This window comes from Candidatus Methylolitoribacter marinus (assembly GCF_051853155.1).
Taxonomy (GTDB): domain Bacteria; phylum Pseudomonadota; class Gammaproteobacteria; order Burkholderiales; family Methylophilaceae; genus BACL14.
On the sequence record NZ_CP124221.1, the window covers coordinates 278,524 to 297,226 of the forward strand.

The 18,703-nt window shown below is 31.7% G+C and carries 21 protein-coding genes and 1 tRNA gene; 6 read left to right on the forward strand and 16 right to left on the reverse strand.

The genetic code is table 11. The features are described 5' to 3' along the window. Nucleotides 1-564: an SCO family protein gene (locus QFA95_RS01450; protein ID WP_486463071.1), complete on the forward strand. Its 564-nt coding sequence runs from the start codon at nucleotides 1-3 to the stop codon at nucleotides 562-564. Here the strand turns inward: QFA95_RS01450 and QFA95_RS01455 are convergent. From QFA95_RS01455 to miaB, 11 genes are read right to left on the reverse strand one after another with little or no spacing between them, the layout of a single operon-like run. Continuing rightward, nucleotides 556-1,272 (reverse strand): M48 family metallopeptidase, encoded by a 717-nt coding sequence (locus QFA95_RS01455; RefSeq protein ID WP_486463072.1) that lies wholly within the window; start codon nucleotides 1,270-1,272, stop codon nucleotides 556-558. The two genes, QFA95_RS01450 and QFA95_RS01455, sit on opposite strands and share 9 nt — an antisense overlap. Then, a complete protein-coding gene (locus QFA95_RS01460; RefSeq protein WP_486463073.1) occupies nucleotides 1,250-1,957 on the reverse strand; it encodes a lysophospholipid acyltransferase family protein in 708 nt (235 codons plus the stop codon). Before QFA95_RS01460 ends, QFA95_RS01455 begins: the two co-directional genes overlap by 23 nt. Beyond that, nucleotides 1,954-2,493 carry a D-glycero-beta-D-manno-heptose 1,7-bisphosphate 7-phosphatase gene (gmhB, locus tag QFA95_RS01465; protein WP_486463074.1) on the reverse strand — a complete coding sequence of 180 codons (540 nt, stop codon included), beginning with the start codon at nucleotides 2,491-2,493 and terminating at the stop codon, nucleotides 1,954-1,956. The genes QFA95_RS01460 and gmhB overlap by 4 nt, the downstream gene beginning before the upstream one ends. A 1-nt stretch (nucleotide 2,494) precedes the next feature. Next, nucleotides 2,495-4,576: a glycine--tRNA ligase subunit beta gene (gene glyS / locus QFA95_RS01470; RefSeq protein ID WP_486463075.1), complete on the reverse strand. Its 2,082-nt coding sequence runs from the start codon at nucleotides 4,574-4,576 to the stop codon at nucleotides 2,495-2,497. Then, nucleotides 4,573-5,487 (reverse strand): glycine--tRNA ligase subunit alpha, encoded by a 915-nt coding sequence (gene glyQ, locus QFA95_RS01475; protein ID WP_486463076.1) that lies wholly within the window; start codon nucleotides 5,485-5,487, stop codon nucleotides 4,573-4,575. The genes glyS and glyQ overlap by 4 nt, the downstream gene beginning before the upstream one ends. Nucleotides 5,488-5,498: 11 nt before the next feature. Continuing rightward, nucleotides 5,499-6,980 (reverse strand): apolipoprotein N-acyltransferase, encoded by a 1,482-nt coding sequence (lnt, locus tag QFA95_RS01480; protein WP_486463077.1) that lies wholly within the window; start codon nucleotides 6,978-6,980, stop codon nucleotides 5,499-5,501. A gap of 28 nt (nucleotides 6,981-7,008) precedes the next feature. Next, nucleotides 7,009-7,410: a hypothetical protein gene (locus QFA95_RS01485; protein ID WP_486463078.1), complete on the reverse strand. Its 402-nt coding sequence runs from the start codon at nucleotides 7,408-7,410 to the stop codon at nucleotides 7,009-7,011. 47 nt (nucleotides 7,411-7,457) lie between these two features. Then, nucleotides 7,458-8,300 (reverse strand): CorC family transporter, encoded by an 843-nt coding sequence (locus QFA95_RS01490; protein WP_486463079.1) that lies wholly within the window; start codon nucleotides 8,298-8,300, stop codon nucleotides 7,458-7,460. Next, on the reverse strand, nucleotides 8,293-8,727 hold the full coding sequence (gene ybeY / locus QFA95_RS01495; RefSeq protein ID WP_486463080.1) for an rRNA maturation RNase YbeY: 435 nt from the start codon (nucleotides 8,725-8,727) through the stop codon (nucleotides 8,293-8,295). Before ybeY ends, QFA95_RS01490 begins: the two co-directional genes overlap by 8 nt. Beyond that, nucleotides 8,720-9,658, reverse strand: a complete 939-nt coding sequence (locus tag QFA95_RS01500; protein WP_486463081.1) for a PhoH family protein — start codon at nucleotides 9,656-9,658, stop codon at nucleotides 8,720-8,722. Before QFA95_RS01500 ends, ybeY begins: the two co-directional genes overlap by 8 nt. Beyond that, nucleotides 9,659-10,975: a tRNA (N6-isopentenyl adenosine(37)-C2)-methylthiotransferase MiaB gene (gene miaB / locus QFA95_RS01505; RefSeq protein WP_486463082.1), complete on the reverse strand. Its 1,317-nt coding sequence runs from the start codon at nucleotides 10,973-10,975 to the stop codon at nucleotides 9,659-9,661. It lies immediately after the preceding gene. Between the two features lie 64 nt (nucleotides 10,976-11,039). Here miaB and cysG point away from each other — a divergent pair, with 64 nt between their 5' ends. Then, nucleotides 11,040-12,413 carry a siroheme synthase CysG gene (gene cysG, locus QFA95_RS01510; protein ID WP_486463083.1) on the forward strand — a complete coding sequence of 458 codons (1,374 nt, stop codon included), beginning with the start codon at nucleotides 11,040-11,042 and terminating at the stop codon, nucleotides 12,411-12,413. On the opposite strand, the gene QFA95_RS01515 is transcribed toward cysG, so the two are convergent. Both QFA95_RS01515 and QFA95_RS01520 read right to left on the reverse strand, forming a co-directional pair. Further along, nucleotides 12,410-13,741: an ATP-binding protein gene (locus tag QFA95_RS01515; protein ID WP_486463084.1), complete on the reverse strand. Its 1,332-nt coding sequence runs from the start codon at nucleotides 13,739-13,741 to the stop codon at nucleotides 12,410-12,412. The genes cysG and QFA95_RS01515 overlap by 4 nt on opposite strands. Then, nucleotides 13,738-14,451: a response regulator gene (locus QFA95_RS01520; RefSeq protein ID WP_486463085.1), complete on the reverse strand. Its 714-nt coding sequence runs from the start codon at nucleotides 14,449-14,451 to the stop codon at nucleotides 13,738-13,740. The genes QFA95_RS01515 and QFA95_RS01520 overlap by 4 nt, the downstream gene beginning before the upstream one ends. Before the next feature lie 131 nt (nucleotides 14,452-14,582). On the opposite strand from QFA95_RS01520, the gene QFA95_RS01525 reads away from it, so the two are divergent. Together QFA95_RS01525 and QFA95_RS01530 are read left to right on the forward strand one after the other, a co-directional pair. Further along, nucleotides 14,583-15,011, forward strand: a complete 429-nt coding sequence (locus QFA95_RS01525; protein ID WP_486463086.1) for an EF-hand domain-containing protein — start codon at nucleotides 14,583-14,585, stop codon at nucleotides 15,009-15,011. Nucleotides 15,012-15,055: 44 nt separating this feature from the next. After that, entirely contained in the window at nucleotides 15,056-16,177 is a 1,122-nt protein-coding gene (locus tag QFA95_RS01530; protein WP_486463087.1) for a GNAT family N-acetyltransferase, read from the forward strand. Here QFA95_RS01530 and QFA95_RS01535 read toward each other — a convergent pair. Then, on the reverse strand, nucleotides 16,167-17,258 hold the full coding sequence (locus tag QFA95_RS01535; protein WP_486463088.1) for a glycosyltransferase family 4 protein: 1,092 nt from the start codon (nucleotides 17,256-17,258) through the stop codon (nucleotides 16,167-16,169). The genes QFA95_RS01530 and QFA95_RS01535 overlap by 11 nt on opposite strands. Beyond that, on the reverse strand, nucleotides 17,251-17,442 hold the full coding sequence (locus QFA95_RS01540; protein WP_486463089.1) for a DUF2970 domain-containing protein: 192 nt from the start codon (nucleotides 17,440-17,442) through the stop codon (nucleotides 17,251-17,253). The genes QFA95_RS01535 and QFA95_RS01540 overlap by 8 nt, the downstream gene beginning before the upstream one ends. Before the next feature lie 244 nt (nucleotides 17,443-17,686). Here QFA95_RS01540 and QFA95_RS01545 point away from each other — a divergent pair, with 244 nt between their 5' ends. Beyond that, entirely contained in the window at nucleotides 17,687-17,818 is a 132-nt protein-coding gene (locus QFA95_RS01545) for a hypothetical protein (RefSeq protein WP_486463090.1), read from the forward strand. Next, nucleotides 17,802-18,506, forward strand: a complete 705-nt coding sequence (locus QFA95_RS01550) for a hypothetical protein (RefSeq protein ID WP_486463091.1) — start codon at nucleotides 17,802-17,804, stop codon at nucleotides 18,504-18,506. Before QFA95_RS01545 ends, QFA95_RS01550 begins: the two co-directional genes overlap by 17 nt. 96 nt (nucleotides 18,507-18,602) lie before the next feature. Here QFA95_RS01550 and QFA95_RS01555 read toward each other — a convergent pair. Further along, nucleotides 18,603-18,667 (reverse strand) — tRNA-Met (locus QFA95_RS01555). Between the last annotated feature and the right edge of the window lie 36 nt (nucleotides 18,668-18,703).

Below are 18,703 nucleotides of genomic sequence, written 5' to 3' on the forward strand. Positions count from 1 at the left end.
ATGTTTAAAAAACTATTCTGCATATTATTCCTTATTTTAAGTGCATGTGGAAGTGATACTTTAAATTTTCATGGCTCTGACATTACTGAAGCTCAATTAAATGGAAGAATAGAGTTAACGTCTCATGATGATGAAAAGTTTGACTCAAATAATTTGTTGGGAAATGTAATTGCAGTATTTTTTGGTTTTACGAATTGCCCAGATATCTGCCCAACATCTTTAACTGAGTTGAAATTGATCACTGAGCAATTGAATCAACCAGAAAAATTTAAAGTACTCTTTATCAGCGTTGACCCTGGTCGAGACACTGTTGAGGAATTAAAAAACTATATCCCACGCTTTGGTGACAATATGACGGGATTGACTGGTTCGAAAGAACAAATAAAAAAAGTAGCAGATCAATTCAAAGTATTTTATCAAGCGGTACCGCAAGGAAATGATTACACTATAGATCATTCTGCAGGTATATATATCATTGACAAGAGTGGTCGAGTTAGAATTAGGTTTCCATATGGCACAAATACTATGTTAATGGTCGAGGATATCAATAAACTATTAATCTAGTGTGAACAAGGAAAGAGATTGATCCTTAAGTTGTTTTTTATAGATTTTATAATTAGGGCAAATTCTTTCTACTTCATGCCAAAATAATTTTGAATGGTTCATATGTTTTAAATGAGCCAATTCATGACTAATCACATAGTCAATGATTCCAGGACATGTTTGAATCAATCTCCAACTTAATCTTATATTTTTATCATTGGAGCAAGAGCCCCACTTTGTTTTCGCATTGGTTAATTGAATATTAGATGGCTTTATTTCTAAAATATTTTCATAAGATGAAACACGGTTTTTAAAATATTCAAGAGCAAATTTTTTGACAATTTTTTTTACATCACTCACTAAGTTAGTTTTACAGAAAATAATTTTATCTTCATGATTAATTTCTATTGAATGATCTTTTGGAATGACTTTGTATTTTTCACCTAAAATTGAAATTATATCAACTTGTTTATTTTCAGAATTTGTTTGAGAAGATATTTGTTTTAAATATTTGCTAATCCAATCAAATTTTTTCTCAATGACATTTTGAATATAAATATCATCAGTGTGAAAGGGGGTTGAAACTATTAATCCATCTGGATCAATTTTTAAACTAATATTTTTTTTTGATTTTTTTATATGTGTAAATTCAACTAATTCACCATTGATGTATATAGATCTTTTTTCTCTTGTTGGTGCTTTTCGACTAGAGAGTAATTTTTTCCACATTCTTATTAATCCATTTTTTTGCAACCTCATTGATTTGATCGGTTGAAAGTTCTTGTGTATCGATTAAAGGACCTATTTTCATAGTAATTTTTCCAGGATATTTGAGAAAGCTATTTTTCGGCCAAAAATATCCTGCATTATGAGCAATTGGCAAGATAGGACAATCAATTTTTTTTGCTAACCAGCTGCCACCAATGTGATATTTTTTATCTTCATTTAAGTTAGCTCGAGTTCCTTCTGGAAATACAATGATGAAAAAACCTTTTTGTATTTTAGTCAAACCTTGATTAAACATCTGTAATAATGCTTTTTTCCCCGAGGTACGGTCAATCGCGATGGGAGAGGTAAGCCACAGACCCCAGCCAAAAAAAGGAATCAGCAGTAATTCACGCTTTAAGACCCAAACTTGTTGAGGCAGGGCTATTTGAAGGGCAAGTGTTTCCCAAGCAGACTGATGGTTACAGAATACAATACAAGGTTTTTTTGGAATATTTTCAGATCCATATATTTCAAACGTTAAGTTGCATGAAAATTTCAACCAAGGAATCATTGTTTTTGCCCATAAAGAAATAAATCCGTATCGATATTTTTGTGCAAGCGGAAATGTAAATAATGATAAAAGAGTAAATGGAATAGTGAAAAGGAACATTCCTAAATAGAAAATAAAAGACCTTACTTTTATCATGATGACTTTATGATGTGCTGTGTAGCATCTTTAAGATTTTTAAAGACTTTAGTTTTTTTTGGGTATTTTTTTTGTTTTAGGACTTGTTGTCCATTTCCAGTTTTAACTAGGATCGGTTGCATTTTAATTGCATCAAATGCCTGAAGATCTCTGAGAGAATCACCAACACCATAAACTTTGTGTAAGCTGGCTCCATAAACTTTTTCTATTTCTAGTAACATTCCTGGTTTTGGTTTTCTGCATTCACATTCATCTTCATCGGTATGAGGACAGATAAAAATGGAATCTATCCTTCCACCCATATCTGCGAGTAAGCGATGCATTTTACGATGAATTTGATTTAGGTTTTCCATTGAGTAGACACCTCTGCCAATGCCAGATTGGTTGGTCACTATAATCACTTTGAAATTATTTTGAGTTAGTTGAGCAATGGACTCCAGACTTCCAGGAATTGGAATCCATTCGTTTTCATTTTTAATATAGTTCGCTGAATCCTGATTTATAACACCGTCTCGATCAAGAATAACTAATTTCATTTTAGGTTCCTAGCACCGATAGATTAGCAATGATATTCATCGCTTTGTTCAGATCGGAGAGTAAAAGGTGTCGATTGTGCTTAATATTTTTATTGTCTGCATTAACCATAGTGTCTTCAAAAAATTTATCTATTGGTTCAGATAAGTTAATTAGATTATTTAATAAGCTCTTATAGTTTTTAGCTTCTAGAAAAATTTTATTGTTTTCAGTTACTTTTAGGATGGATTGATAGAGTAATTTTTCAGAATCAGACTCTAGTAAGTCTTGATTAACTTTTTCAGTTAATGAATTTTCATATTTTTTTAGTATATTCAAAACTCTTTTATTGGATTGTGCGAGATTCTCACTGATATCAATTTTTTTAAATTCATTTACTGCTTCAACTTTTAAAATAATATCGTTAATAAGTCGTGGCTTGCTATCACACACTGACTGAACTACAAGCGTTTCATAACCACGATCTTTAATAAAATTTTGCAAACGATCAAAAATAAAATCAATTAGATAATCTTTATTTTCTTCTTGGTCGCTTGGAAAGTTTTTATTTATTAGTTCAATTAAATCAAGATTGATATCACATTCAATTAAAATTCTGATGATTGAGATAGCCGCACGTCTTAATGCAAAAGGATCTTTAACACCTGAAGGTTTTTCCCCAATAGAAAATAAGTCAATTAAAGTCACAAATTTATCCGCAAGAGATAACAGTATAGAGGAGTCATTCTGAGGTAGCTCATCTCCAGAGAATTTCGGCTTGTAATGATCTTCAATGGCTTGTGCAAAATCTTCATCCATGTTCGAAGATAAGGCGTAATACTTACCCATAATGCCCTGCAATTCTGGGAATTCACCAACCATTAGAGAACTAAGGTCTGCTTTTGCCAGTTGAGCTAAATGAACACTGTTATGATTTGAGTGCAGTGTCGTGTTTTCTTTGATGTAGTTGAAAATTTTACTCACTCGCAAGCAGCGCTCATTCAGAGACCCTAGTTTCTGATGATAAACAATATTATCTAAATCACTGACCATTGAGGTGAGAGATCTTTTTTTATCTTGGGAGAAGAAAAATTCAGCATCGGCTAATCTTGGATAAATTACTTTCTCATTTCCTTTGACTACCAGGGATGGATCTTCGGGTTTTATATTAGAGATCAAAATAAACTTATTGGTGAGTTGATTATTTTTAAGAACAGGGAAATATTTTTGATTACTTTTCATGGATAGAATTAAACATTCAGATGGGATATCTAAGAATTGGCTGTCAAAAGACCCTAGCAATGCATTAGGCTTTTCAACTAAAGTTGTGACTTCTTCCAATAGTTCATTATCTGTAGGACATGAAAAGTTATCACCTAGATTGTTTATCAAGCAAGAAATTTGATTTTGAATTTCATCATAACGTTTATCAAATTGAGGAATGACGTTACCCTTTTCCTCGAGCATCCGTTCATATTGGTCAGCATTCTTTAGGCTTATTGTATCTATGCTCTCAAAGCGGTGGCCATGGACAAAATTGTTTGCTTTAAGTCCCAATATTTCGATATCTAAAATTTCACCACCATGCATGCATATGAGATTGATTGCTGGCCTTGCAAAATTAACAGATGTCCAACCATCAGCTAATTGGTATGACATAACTTTTTCAATAGGCATTCTTTTCAATACTTGATTTAATTCTTTTTGCATAAAATCAACAAGATGAACACCTTCAATATTTTTTTTAGCATATAAAACTTCATCTCGAATTATAAAGTTATCAAGCGAATCTTTTAGGTCAAGTAAATTTAAACTCTCTAATTTTTTGATCATTGGCGCAGAAGCTTGATCCTCAACCCAGCCAATTTTTTTTGGCATTAGTTTAATTTCGGTTAATTCATCCGGACTTTGATTCGCAATATGGCTAATCTTAAAACCAATCCGTCTTGGAGTTGAGTAGATTTTTAAATCGGCATTTGTTAAGGTAAATTTATTTTGTTTCAGCTGATTAAAAATTTCCGTAGCTAAAAAGTCAGACATCTGTTTTTGTGAGGCTGGAGGAAGTTCTTCACATAACAGTTCAAACAGTAGAGTATTTTCACTCATGCTTTCTGATCCTCTAAATTTTTGAGAATTTCTATTGCATGATCTTTGTTAGCCAAAGGAAATTTTAACTCTGCGCGACTATTAAGATAACTTTCAGCAACTAATCGAGATATATTTCTAATTTTTCCAATATAACTCGCTCTTTGAGTAACACTAATTACACCTCTGGCATCCAATAAATTAAAGGTATGCGCTGCTTTTAAAACTTGCTCATACGCAGGAAGTGCTAGTTTTTGTTCAACGAGATACCTAGATTGTTCTTCATGACTGGAGAAAGCTGCTTGAAGAAATTCGACATTACTATGTTCAAAGTTATAAGCGCTTTGTTCTATTTCATTTTGTAGAAAAACGTCACGGTATGTTGTTGCCTCATTCCATTGAAGATCAAAAACGTTATCAACTCCTTGAATATACATTGCTAGTCTTTCAAGACCATATGTGATTTCGCCTGTAATGGGCTTGCAAGAAATTCCTCCAACTTGTTGAAAATAGGTAAATTGAGTTATTTCCATTCCGTTTAACCAGACTTCCCAGCCCAAACCCCATGCTCCTAAGGTAGGGTTTTCCCAATTATCTTCTACAAGTCTTAAGTCATTTTTGTTGAGGTCAAAACCAAGTGATCTAATCGATTCAATGTATAAATCAACAATATTCTCTGGAGATGGTTTTAAAACAACTTGAAATTGATAATAATGCTGTAGGCGATTTGGATTTTCACCATATCTACCATCTTTGGGGCGACGACTAGGTTGAACATAAGCCGCTTTCCATGGTTCAGGACCAATTGCTCTCAAGAAAGTTGCCGTGTGGGATGTTCCTGCGCCAACTTCTTGGTCATAGGGTTGGATAATTACACAGCTTTGATCAGCCCAGTATTGTTGAAGTTTAAAAATTAATTCTTGAAAGGTCATTATTTGTATATTTAAAAATTAGATAGTGATTTTACTTTCTTTTTGACCTTCAATAAAGCCGATAAGGGTACTTTGTCAGCGAAAAGCATAAAAAACAATATGATGTAAAGTGGAATATATCCATATTTTGCAAAAATAGTTTTAGATTTATTAGTTTGTGCACTCAGTTCAAGAATGTCTGTAGTGAATATGGGTAGCTGATTTTGCACCTTTCCTTGTGCATCAATATAAGCCGTCACCCCAGTATTAGTCGCGCGTACAATTGGCTTTTGATATTCCATTGCCCTTGCCTGAGCAATCTGTAAATGTTGATGCGCAGCTGGAGATCTGTCATACCAGGCGTCATTGGTCAGATTTATAAATAAATCAGCTTCATTGAATTTATCATATGATGTTTTAAAGATATCCTCGTAACAAATATTTAAACCAATATTGTGATCTTTAATGTGGATAGTGTTATTTTTTACTTTAGGGGGTATTAAATTTGAAAAAGGAATATCTAAGATTTTTTCATAAAAAAAACCAAAGTATTCGACAAGGGGAAAATACTCTCCAAAGGGGACTAAATGTTCTTTAAAATAAAACTGGTCTTTATTTTTTTCTTTAATGATGGCGCCGTTTAGATAATGGCCATTATCCTCAAAGATTGAACCAATGATGACCGATTTATTTTCGTTAATTTTGTTTTCAACTGCTTCATTAAAATTTTTGGGGTAACCTTTATATATCAAGGGGATCGCTGTTTCAGGGAAGATGATGATTTCACCTTGTGCTTGGTTAAGAAGCTCAATATAAACGTTTATTTGTTCTTCCAGTGTATTTGTATCCCATTTTATTGTTTGATTAACATTTCCCTGGAGGAGGGAAATGTTTAAATCATTATCGTCAATTGTTGATTCTTGCTTATATAAATCTATTAAGAAGTTTGTTGAAATGATTAATGCAATAATAAATAGTGATAACTTTCTTTTATTTTTATCACGAAATGAAATATACAAAAGTGCGCTAATTAGAAGCACTAATAGGGACACTCCATGGCTCCCAATCATTTGATAATAATTATTAACTAAAGGATTATTTGTTTGGGAAAATCCAATTGAAAGCCATGGAAAGCCTGTAAAAATATATTCTCTAACTATTTCTAGAACTACAAATAAACCTATGGCTGAGAGAAGGCTAAGTTTTTTATAAAAAACAAAAGGTAGAAAAAAAAGACTCAAAAAAACATAAAAAATTGAACAAATAATAATGGCATTGGTGAGGCTAGCACCCCCATAGTTATTGATACATAAAATTAACCAGTACAGTCCAGTGGAAAAAAAGAAAAAACCAAACAGAAGAGATGTCGCTAATTTTTTATCACTTTGGTCCAATATGAAGAAAAAAGTAGGGAAAATAAGATAGGGTAAAAAAAATAAATCAAAGGGTAAAAACGAAAAAACAAATAGTGAGCCAAGTAAACATGCCCATATATAATGTAAGCTAGAAGTCATCTAGCTATTCTACAATTGTGATTTGTTTTTAGAAAACTTTTTCTGGTCTCTTTACGTCGTATTTTTGACCTTCTACGCGATCAATTTCGTCCATGTTCGAGTTTAGAAACACAACAGACTCTATATAACCATCAACAATGTCAATTTCCGTGATTGGGTAATAATTCCCACTATGATCAGTGTTGATATTTTCATAATACCAAGATGAAGCAATGACTTCTTTAGATGATTGTAAAGTAATGTTTACAATTTTTTTTGGCTCTCCCAAAATCTTTTCAACCTCATCTGGAGTTAGTAGACCAATTGTCTCAACAAACTCTAACTCATTCACTGGAAGTTCATCAACAAGAGGAGCTTCAGAGATAGAAATATCTTCATCAGCAAAAGATGAAAAAGAGAATAGTAGGAATAAAAATATAAGTTTTTTCATTATTTAAAAATTTTTTAATTGAAGTAATCTGGCAAATGGGTCAACTTTTAGTTCAAAATATCTTGATCAACATGATCCAGATTAACTGAAAATCTTAAGAGATATAAGCGCCTACTATCTCTTCGAAGAACTTCTATATCAAATCCGTCAAAATGAATTGGCTCATTTTTTTTTGGTAAGTGGCCAAGTTTTGAAATCACCAAGCCTCCAACTGTTTGATTTTCTTTAACAGGATAATTAGTTTTAAAAAACTCATTAAATTCTTCGAGCTCTGTTGAGGCTTTAATTCGAAAGGTAGCCGTCTCTTCTTGGATAATATTGTCCTCATTTTCATCATAATCAAACTCATCTTCAATCTCCCCGACAATTTGCTCAAGGACATCTTCGATGGTTAAAATTCCAGCAATTCCAGCATATTCATCAACAACAATCGCAATATGGTTGCGATTGCTTCTAAATTCTTTAAGAAGGACATTGAGTTTTTTAGATTCTGGAATATATACTGGTGGCCTGAGAATACCCCGCAAATCAAGGTCTTTTTCTTTATTAAGCCTCACTAAGTCTTTGGCTAAAAGAATACCGATCACATTGTTATTATCCTCATCAATGACAGGAAATCTGGAATGGGCCGTATGAAGTGCAGTATCAATAATTATTTCGATACTGTCATTAATGTTAATAAATGATACTTGAGAACGAGGAATCATTACATCTCTTGCCTGCATATCAGATATTCCAAGAACACCCTCAAGCATCATCAGTGAATCTGAATCAATTAGATTATTTTGATATGATTTCTGCAAAAGAATTAATAGCTCTTCTTTAGTTTTTGGCTGAATCATTCTTTTTAATAGCTTTGGAATTAATTTGAGATTATTTTTTTTAATCATAAGATATATATGGGTTTTGAATATTGAATAATTTCAAAGTTTTAATTTCAATTGTTTCCATTCTAAGTTGATCTTTTTCATTAACGTGATCGTGTCCCATCAAGTGTAGAAAACCGTGTAAAGCAAGGTGAATATAATGATCCTTTATTTTTTTATTTTGTTCTTCTGCTTCTTTTTTTATAATCTCGTGACAAAACACAAGGTCGCCAATTAATGTTGTGTTTGATTCTATATTAAATGACAGTATATTAGTGGGCTTGTTTTGATTACGAAAATTATGATTTAACGCTTGAGATTCTTCAGCAGTGGTAATCCGAACAGTGATTTCAGCTTCTTTTTTCCAAACAGATGAAAAAATTTTTTTACATACAGGACCTGTTAAAGCATTCCTCTTGTTAACAATATCTTGGATATAGACTTTAATCATTGTCTATTTTGTCGTAGGCATCGATAATTTTTTGGACAATAGGATGCCTCACTACATCTTTTGATTGAAACTTGGTAAAGGAAATTCCCTGAATTTTTTTAAGAATTCTTTCGATTTCCAATAGTCCACTTTTTTGTCCCTTATTAAGATCAATTTGCGTAATATCTCCTGTGATTACCGCTTTAGTTCCAAAACCAATTCTAGTTAGAAACATTTTCATTTGTTCAGGTGTTGTATTTTGAGCTTCATCAAGAATAATAAAGCTTTGATTGAGTGTTCGACCTCGCATATAAGCTAAGGGCGCAATTTCAACAATTTGTTTCTCAAACCATTTGTTGACCGTTTCATAACCCCCTAAGTCGTACAATGCATCATATAAAGGTCTTAGGTAAGGATCAACTTTTTGTGCAAGGTCGCCTGGAAGAAATCCTAATTTTTCTCCTGCCTCGACTGCTGGCCTCACCAAAACAATTCTTTTTATTTTTTCTCTATTAAGAGCATCAATTGCAGAAGCAACAGCAAGGTATGTTTTTCCTGTTCCAGCCGGACCAATACCAAAGTTAATATCATTTTCTTGAATAAGCTTGAGGTAACTTTGCTGTCGCGGCGTTCTCCCTTGCAAACCGTTTTTCTTTGTTTTAAGATCAATTAATCCAATGTCATCAGAATCAGTCTCTTCATTAACACTTACCAGGCTGAGTTGGATATCTTCAAGGGTGATTGGTGTTTTTGCTTTTAAATAAAAGTGTTCGAGCATATCGGATGCTATTTTTATTTTTTGATCAGCCCCAGATAGAGAAAATTTGAAACCATTTCTTGAAATTTTTATATCAAGTTTTTTTGCAATTTCTTGGATATTTTCATCCAAAGGTCCGCAGGTATTGATGAGTTGTTTGTTATTCTCAGGTTCAAGTACGAAAGTGGTCGTCAATTAAATTAGTTCCCCAGTAATTCTTCTGTCAGTTGTTTTAGTGACTTTTACGTTTACCATTTGATTCAAAATATTTTGTTTAGTATGAATTTGAACAATGCGATTATTGTCTGCCTTGCCTTTAAAGGTGACTTCATCCACTTTTTCATCGACGAGCACTCTCTGCTCACTATGCATGAGTTTAAGGGTATGATTTTTACCTTGCTCATTTATTAAGCTTTGAATTTCTTGCAACCTTTCTTTTTTAGTTTCATTAGGCGTTGTATCTTTTAGATAAGATGCCGGTGTTCCGGGTCGAGGACTGTATAAAAAGCTGTAGCTGTAGTCAAAATCTATTTCTTTAATTGCTTTAACTGTTTGTTGGTGGTCATGATCTGTTTCACCTGGAAAACCAACAATAAAGTCGGACGATATTAAGATATCAGGAGATGCAGTTTTTAGTTTTTTTATAATTTGCTTATATTCTAGATATAGATAGTTTCTTTTCATTGCAGACAATATGCGATCAGAGCCTGACTGAATAGGTAAATGAATAAAGTTTGCCAATTTATGATTATTCTGAAAACATTCGATTAATGTTTCATTCATCTCATTAGGATGTGAAGTAGTAAATCGTATTCTCTTAATTTCATTAATTTCAGATATAAAATTTACTAATTCTGCAAAATCATATTCAAATCCTTTTTTATCTTTATATCGATAAGCATTTACATTCTGGCCCAAAAGATTCAATTCAATTACCCCTTGATGAGTGAGTTGTAGAACTTCTTCAATGATGTCTTCAGCGGGCCTTGAGACCTCCTCGCCGCGCGTGTAAGGGACAACACAAAAAGAGCAATATTTGCTACATCCTTCCATTATAGATATGTAGGCAGATGGACCATTAGATTTAACTTGAGGTAGCTGATCAAATTTTTCTATCGCAGGAAAGCTAATATCTATCTGAGGAGAGCCAGCTTTTTCATTTTCTTTTAATAGTGATGGAATTTTATGCAATGTTTGAGGACCAAATACCAAATCAACGTAAGGAGCACGTTGAATTATATTTTCACCTTCTTGAGAAGCCACACAACCACCTACCGCAATTTTCATGGATGGCTTCTTATTTTTTAATTTTCTTAATCTTCCAAGTTGCCCATAAACTTTATCTTCAGCCTTTTCACGGATTGAGCATGTATTTAATACAACAAGATCTGCATCCTCGACTTGATCGGTAGATTGATAATTATCCATCTTGCCCATTAAGTTTGATATTTGGTCAGAATCATATTCATTCATCTGACAACCAAACGTTTTAATAAATATTTTTTTTGTCATTATTAATTATATATTTTTATAGATTATTATTATAAGTTATTACACCTTAAAGTTAACATTGGTTATGAAACGTTTTCCACTCTTTGTAAATCTTGATAAATTACCTGTGCTGGTTGTGGGTGGAGGGGAAATTGCTGAGAGGAAAATTAATTTAATCATTAAAGCCAATGCCAAGGTGGAAGTTTTAGCCCGGAAATTTTCTCCTAATGTTGAAAATTTAATCAATAAAAATAAATTAAAAAAGATAAAAAGTAATCTTGATATAAGTGCTCTAGATAGCAACTATTCATTAATTATAGCTGCTACTGATAACAAGCAAATTAATAAAAAATTATTTAATTTTGCAAATAAAAATAACATTTTAATTAATGTGGTTGATCAGCCAGACCTATGCACATGCACTTTTGGATCTATTGTGGAAAGAGGAGATTTAGTAGTAGCAATCTCAACTGGAGGGAATGCTCCAGTTTTTGCCAGAAACTTAAGAGAAAAATTTGAAACACTGCTTCCACAATCGACAAAGCAATTAATTGATTTTTCTGCTTCAATCAGGGAAAAAGTCATGAGTTCATTTTCACAATTTAATAAACGAAGAATTTTCTGGGAGTTATTTTTTGATGACTTTGCAACCAAGAAAAATATAACGAAATCTAATCTAACTGCGCTCTCTAATCAGCTAATTAAGACACTTAAGAATAAGCATAGTGGCGAGGTATTTCTTGTTGGCGCTGGTCCAGGCGACCCTGAATTACTGACATTAAGAGCGCTCCATCTGATCCAAAAAGCGGATGTATGTATTTATGATAATTTAGTTTCAAAAGAGATTCTTGAGCTCGTGAGGAGGGATGCGCTCATGATTTATGCGGGCAAGTTAAGAAATAACCATACTATTGAGCAGAAAGAAATTAATCAATTGTTAGTTAATTACGCGAAAAAAGGACTCAGGGTATTAAGATTAAAAGGCGGAGACCCATTCATGTTTGGAAGAGGGGGTGAAGAAATTTCAGAACTCATGACTCAAAAAATAAAATTCCAAGTGGTTCCTGGAATTACGGCAGCTTCTGGGGTGTCTGCATATGCTGGGATACCCCTAACTCATCGTGATTATTCACAATCTTGTATTTTTATTACAGGTCATGAGAAAAATGGTAAGTTAAATATCAACTGGAGTAATTTGATTCATGAGAATCAAACAATCGTAATTTATATGGGTTTAAATTCATTACCAACCATTGTGCAAAATCTAATTGATTCGGGAATGAGAAAAAATATGCCAATTGCGCTTGTTCAAGAAGGAACTACAGAAAAACAAAAAGTAATGGTGAGCACAATTTCCAGAGTTATTTCAAAAACTCTTAAATCAGATATTCAATCTCCTGTAATTATAATTATTGGTGAGGTCGTAAAATTAAGAAAAACAATTAAATGGTTTAATTAGCCTTTATTGATCGGAAAAGTAAGCTTCACATTTAATCCGCCTGATCTTCTGTTAGTTAATTCAAGCTTACCGTTATGAACCATAACGATTCTATTTGCAATGGCTAAACCTAATCCAGATCCACCAATCGAGCCTCTCGCTTGATCAAGCCTTTCAAAGGGCTCTAAAAGTTTCTCTCTTTCAGCCTTAGGAATACCAGGACCATTATCGAGAACATTGATTACTATCTTTTCATTATACAGTTTGGCCACCAATTCAATTTTATTTGAATTAGAAAACTTAACCCCATTATTAATTAAATTATCAAATAATCTTTTAAATGCTAATGGTCTAACATCAATAAATAAATTTGCCGGTATATCTTTTGATCGAGTAATTTTTGAAATTTTTAAATCAGTCCCTAAAACAGTATGCTGTTTTTTTAATTCCATTAGAAAATTCCCAAAATTTAAGGAGCTTATTGGTTCATCATCAAAACCCCTAACAAAATCCAAGAATTGATTAATAATCTGATTTATCTCATCTATATCCTGATCCATGCTGTCCTTTAGGTAAGCCGATTTTTTTGGCAACATTTCCAGGCTTAGCTTCAATCTTGTAAGAGGGGTTCTAATATCATGTGAAACACTTCCCATAATAAATCTTCTTTCATTTTCAATTTTTGCTAAATTAGTAGCCATTTCATTGAATGCTTTTGTTACTTCTTTAAATTCGGTTGCGGTATCCTCTGGTATTTTTTTAAAAGGAAGCCCTTTTTTCAATTTACTGATTGCATTAATTAGTAAATTTAATGGTTTGTTAATCCGTGTAGTTAAGAAATAAGCTCCTGAGATTGAGACAAGAAAAACCACAATACCCCAACCGATCCAATGCCAGGGAAAAGGCCGGTCAAAAACATTACGAGGAATAACCGCCCAAAATAATCCATCACCAATTTCAAATGAAACCCAAATACCAGGAATATCATAGTGATTCAAAGTTACAATTGTGTCCTCACCTAAGTTCTGCTTAATTTTTTTTACCACCATCGATAAAAATATTTCATCTGGAAGTGGTTTAATGTTTTCAAAATAGTAGGCTGGAACAATTTTGACGTCGCTCATATTAGATAATGATTGTAAAAGCTCGAGTCGGGTGGATGGATAAGCGCTTTGAATTGCTGCCCTAGTATATCTTACGATAGTACTTATTTCTTGAGCCATAGATTCAGCTCGAGGCTCCATTTCAAAATAATCAAAAACTTTGATTGTTATTAATTGAGAAACAATAATTAATGAGGCAATAATTAAAATTAATCTATTGAGGAGATTTTTTGGGAATAAGGTCATTTAATGTTAGTTAATTCAAATACGTAACCAAAACCCCATTTAGTTTTGAGGTATTTAGGTTTATTAGGATCTTCTTCAATAAGCTTTCTAATTCTAGATATTTGTACATCAATACTTCGATCAAATACATCTAGCTCTTTCCCTTTTGCGAGCTGCATGATTTGATCACGGCTTAATGGTTGATTAGCATTTTCGATGAATACTTTCAGTAAACTAAATTCACCACTTGTTAGATCAATGTCTTTTTTATTTTTTTTCAATGACCTTTCTTGGGGATTGAACTCGAAGTCGTCAAATTCAATAGTTTTAACTGATCCCTCATTAACTTTTTCAGAGACCTCCATCTCATGTCTTCTAAAGATAGAATTAATTCTTGCCAATAATTCCCTAGGATTGAAGGGCTTTGGTAAATAATCATCCGCTCCCATCTCAAGCCCAATAATACGATCCACTTCATCACCTTTGGCAGTTAACATAATAATCGGAGTTTTGGTTTTATTTACCCTAAGACGTTTGCATATATCTAAGCCATTTTCATCAGGAAGCATTAGGTCTAAGATAATTAAATCTGGATTTTTTTTTAGAATCATCTTATCCAAGTCTTTTCCATGCTCACCAGCAGAACAATCAAACCCCTGGTCTTGTAAATATTGCTTAATGAGATCTCGAATTTTTCGATCATCATCAATAATGATTATTTTCTTTTTCATTTTTACTGCATTAAACCTTAGTTAATTAGAAGTTATTATTTACAATTTATTTACAAATACACCTAAATATGTAATAAATATGAAACATTTTAATTAGATTATAGACATTCGTTTAAAAATTTGTAAAAAGTATGACAATTAAACACCTGTTCCCTTTAATGATCTTCTTTTCAAGCCCTTATGTTATAGCTGATCAATCAGATTTAAGCAATTTTAATGATAAGGAAAAGAGTTTAAAAGTGATCATTAATGAATTTACTAATACCAGTAATGAAGAATTTAATGCTTTCTTACAAGAAAAAAGAAATGAAATGTTATCCAGTGTTGAACAGCGGTTTTTAAACTGTGATAAAGATAATGATGATACCTTGGATGTATTTGAAACTACCTTGTGTCTCCCCCAAGTTGCAAGACAGTTTAGGCAAGTTGATTCAAATAAAGATAATTTGATTTCTCTTGATGAATTATCAATTTTGGCAAAAGAATATTATAGAGATATTAATAAAGAAGCCTTAAAAAAAGCAAAGCCTAATTCAGAAAAATTTGCGAAAGAGAATTAATTTTTCTCAATCTCTAATCTCTTCAAATATGTTTAAATGAACTTATGGTTTCATTTAAAGTGTATAAATCTTTCATCGATCTTCCAAATTCTGTCCATCAGTTAATTGGTGATATGTATTTTTGGAATTTAAATCTTCTTATTGATTTAGAAGCCTCACATTCAATCGGTCGCAATACCGGCTGGGATATTAAGTCTATCTGTATATTTGATGAAAAAGAGTTGGTGGGCTTTATTCCAATGTTTGTTAAGCATCATTCCTATGGAGAATATGTTTTTGATTGGTCATGGGCTGAAGCGCATCAGCGATTGGGTTTGTCCTATTTCCCAAAGCTTTTTATAGGCATTCCGTTTTCTCCAGTAAATGCAAATAAATTAATTGTTAAAAAGCTAGAGTATAGAGATCTTGCAATTGAATATATTGAAAAATTGATGGTTAATGAAAATCTATCATCAATTCATTACGTCTTCTCTCAATATGATGATGAATCAAATCATCTTTTTAAAAATAGAGGTTGGGCAAATAGAAAAACTATTCAATATGTATGGGATAACGAGGATTATTCCAATTTTGATGATTTTCTGAAGATGCTTAGATCGGAAAAAAGAAAAAAAATAAAACAAGACAGAAAGAAGGTTGCTTTAGAAAACATATCATTTAAAACCTTTACAGGGGATGATATAAATGATGATGTGGTCTCATTTTTTTATAAATGTTATTCAATGACTTACTATCAGCATGGATCTCCACCTTATATAAATAAATCATTTTTCGAATCATATTTTTTTAAAGATTCTGAGAGGGTGGTTATTTTTGTAGCTTACAAAGATCAAATGCCAGTTGCCTGTTCTTTTTCATTACAAGCAAATAATATTCTTTATGGAAGATATTGGGGCGCTGTCAATTTTATTCCATCTTTACATTTTGAATTAAGTTACTATCAGGGAATTCAATATTGTATTGATAATAAATTAGATAAATTTTATGCTGGTATACAAGGGGAGCATAAGTTATCTCGCGGCTTTAATCCTGAATTTTCTGAATCATTTCACTTTGTAAATAATCCTCAATTTAAAAAAGCAATTCACGAGTTTGTTGAAAGAGAGGCAGACCTGAATGAGTTGTATAAAAAAGAGCTTGAACAGAGGTCATCAATCAAATATTAGTTAATATCTTTTCGTCAAGTTGATAGCTTGTGTATTGCTTATATTTGGCATTAATTTTATTTATATACTTCTTTTTACTTAAAATTTTCTCTAAAGAAAAATTTAATTCTTGCTGAGAGAATGGTGCATTAAGAACAATAGATTTTTTATCATCTTCAACATAGGAACTGTATCCACAGTCATCTGTCGTTATGATTGGCAAATTCTGAGACAAGGCTTCAATAAGAATTAATCCAGTATTTTCATATCGTGCTGGATGAATAAGTGCGGTTGCTTCCCTCATGAGTTGAGGAATATTATCATGTCCATGAAAAATATTAATAGAATCTTCAAGACCATAGCGGGTAATAATTTTTCTATATTTTTTTTCATTATCTTTACCAAAAATAGCAAAATTAAAATTATTTCTAATTTTCACTGGTAAGTTTGCAAAAGCAATAATTGCACGATCCAAGCCTTTGGTTTTAAATCCGGAACCAATAAAGATAAGTAATTTGTTACTATTTTTAAAATATTTATTAATTGAGAAAGTCTTACTTTTTGATGCAATGAAAAACTTTTTATCAATATAAGGAGGTATAAAGATAAATTTACTATCAGGAGTTTTGTAAATAGATTTATAAATTTCGTTTTCTTTTTTAGATATGGATAGTAACTTTGTTTTCGATTTGGGATTAAAAATTTGATACTCTTCTTTATGAAAAAATTGGTACCTTGGCGACAAATTTTTAAAAAAGTTTTTATTTTTACTGGCAAAACATGAATCAGCTGCATAATAAAAATCAAACCCTGAAATTTTACTAAAACTAATTGATATAATATTGTTTTGATCTGCAATATATTGTGAAACCTTTTTTTTAAATTCTGAGTAACGTTTGTAATTAAAACAATAGTTAGATTCCATAATTTTTACAGAAATATTTTTTTCTTTTGGATGGGTTCCATCCCAATCCATACATACTATTTCTACAAAATTTTTTTTACATAATTTTTTAGCTAGTTGTAATAAATCTCTTTGAGCACCTCCGTATGGGAAATACTTAAAGATGATTAAAATAAATTTTTTGGATTCTTTATTCAAGAATGATTGATACCACAGTAACAATTGAGAGTATAAAAATAAGCGCTAAAATCAGACCAACTAGCAGGTAAGGTAAAAACCCATTTTTTTCAATAAATTTATCATCATCATTGAATTTACTATTTTTTTGAATTCCAATAAATGCAGCAAGAACACTTTGGATTATGTTTAGCAATGTTTTCATTTAAGTAGTAGCTTAACAAATTAACTTAATATACTGAATTATATTATTTTTTCAAGTAATAGATATTAATTTCCAAAATTAAGTAATTGATTTTAAATGAATTTATGGTGGTGATGGAGAGACTTGAACTCTCGACCTCAGGATTATGAATCCTAAGCGCTAGTTGTAACTTTAACTTTATTGAGAATCTTGATATTATAAATTCTACAGTTCTCAAAATTTAATTATTAAAATAAATCCTAATTTGAAACAACATTTAGACATGATCAATTTGCTTGGCAAATATAACTTCAAATTTGACAAATGTCAGGTATTGAGAGCAGAAAGAAAAGAAGGTATTTTTAAAGAAATGGCAGAATATGTATTTAGAAGATGAATTACATGTGGCTTATAAGTTAGGCAATGTCCCAATAAAGTTCTTCCCTTTCCCTCATTTTTATTGCGAAAATATTTTTAGCGATTATTTTTATAAAAAAATACAAGAAAATCTCCCTGATGAAAGTTATTTATTTCCAATATCAGAAAAAAGACCTGTGCCCAAAGGGTCATATAAAGAAAGATTTGTTTTGTCTTTAGAGGATCAGGATATATCTCAGCTTCCTAATGCTAATTTTTGGTTAAGTTTTAGAAATCAGATGCTTGGAGGCGGGTTAAAAAATTTTTTGATTTCACGCTTTGCTGATATTTTGAAAAATATTCATCCGAATTTTCAAAATTATAATACTAGGTCTGAAATCCTAATTGTTAAAGATAGAGAAAATTATGCTTTAGGCCCTCATACAGATTCTCCAAAAAAATTAATTACTATTCTTTTTTATTTTCCAGTTGACAATTCTGAAGAGAATATAGGCACATCTATTTATATGCCAAAAGAATCTAGCTATACTTGCCCAGGAGGCCCTCATTATAAAAAAGAGGATTTTAATTTAATTTATACAGCTCCTTTTAAAAGTAATTCAGCATTCGGGTTCATAAAAACAAATAATTCATTCCACGGAGTAGAAAAAGTTAATACAGCTTCTCATAGATGGTTACTTCTTTATGATATTTATATCGCAGTATGAATTTTAATAAGACAAATAATTCTTTTAGCTTCTAGTGTAATCGTATTAATGTCAAGATTAATATTATTTATAAGTGATTGATTTTAAATGAATTTATGGTGGTGATGGAGAGACTTGAATTCTCGACCTCAGGATTATGAATCCTAGACTCTAGTTGAATCTAATATCTTTTGGACCATTCAAGAGTGTAATATATT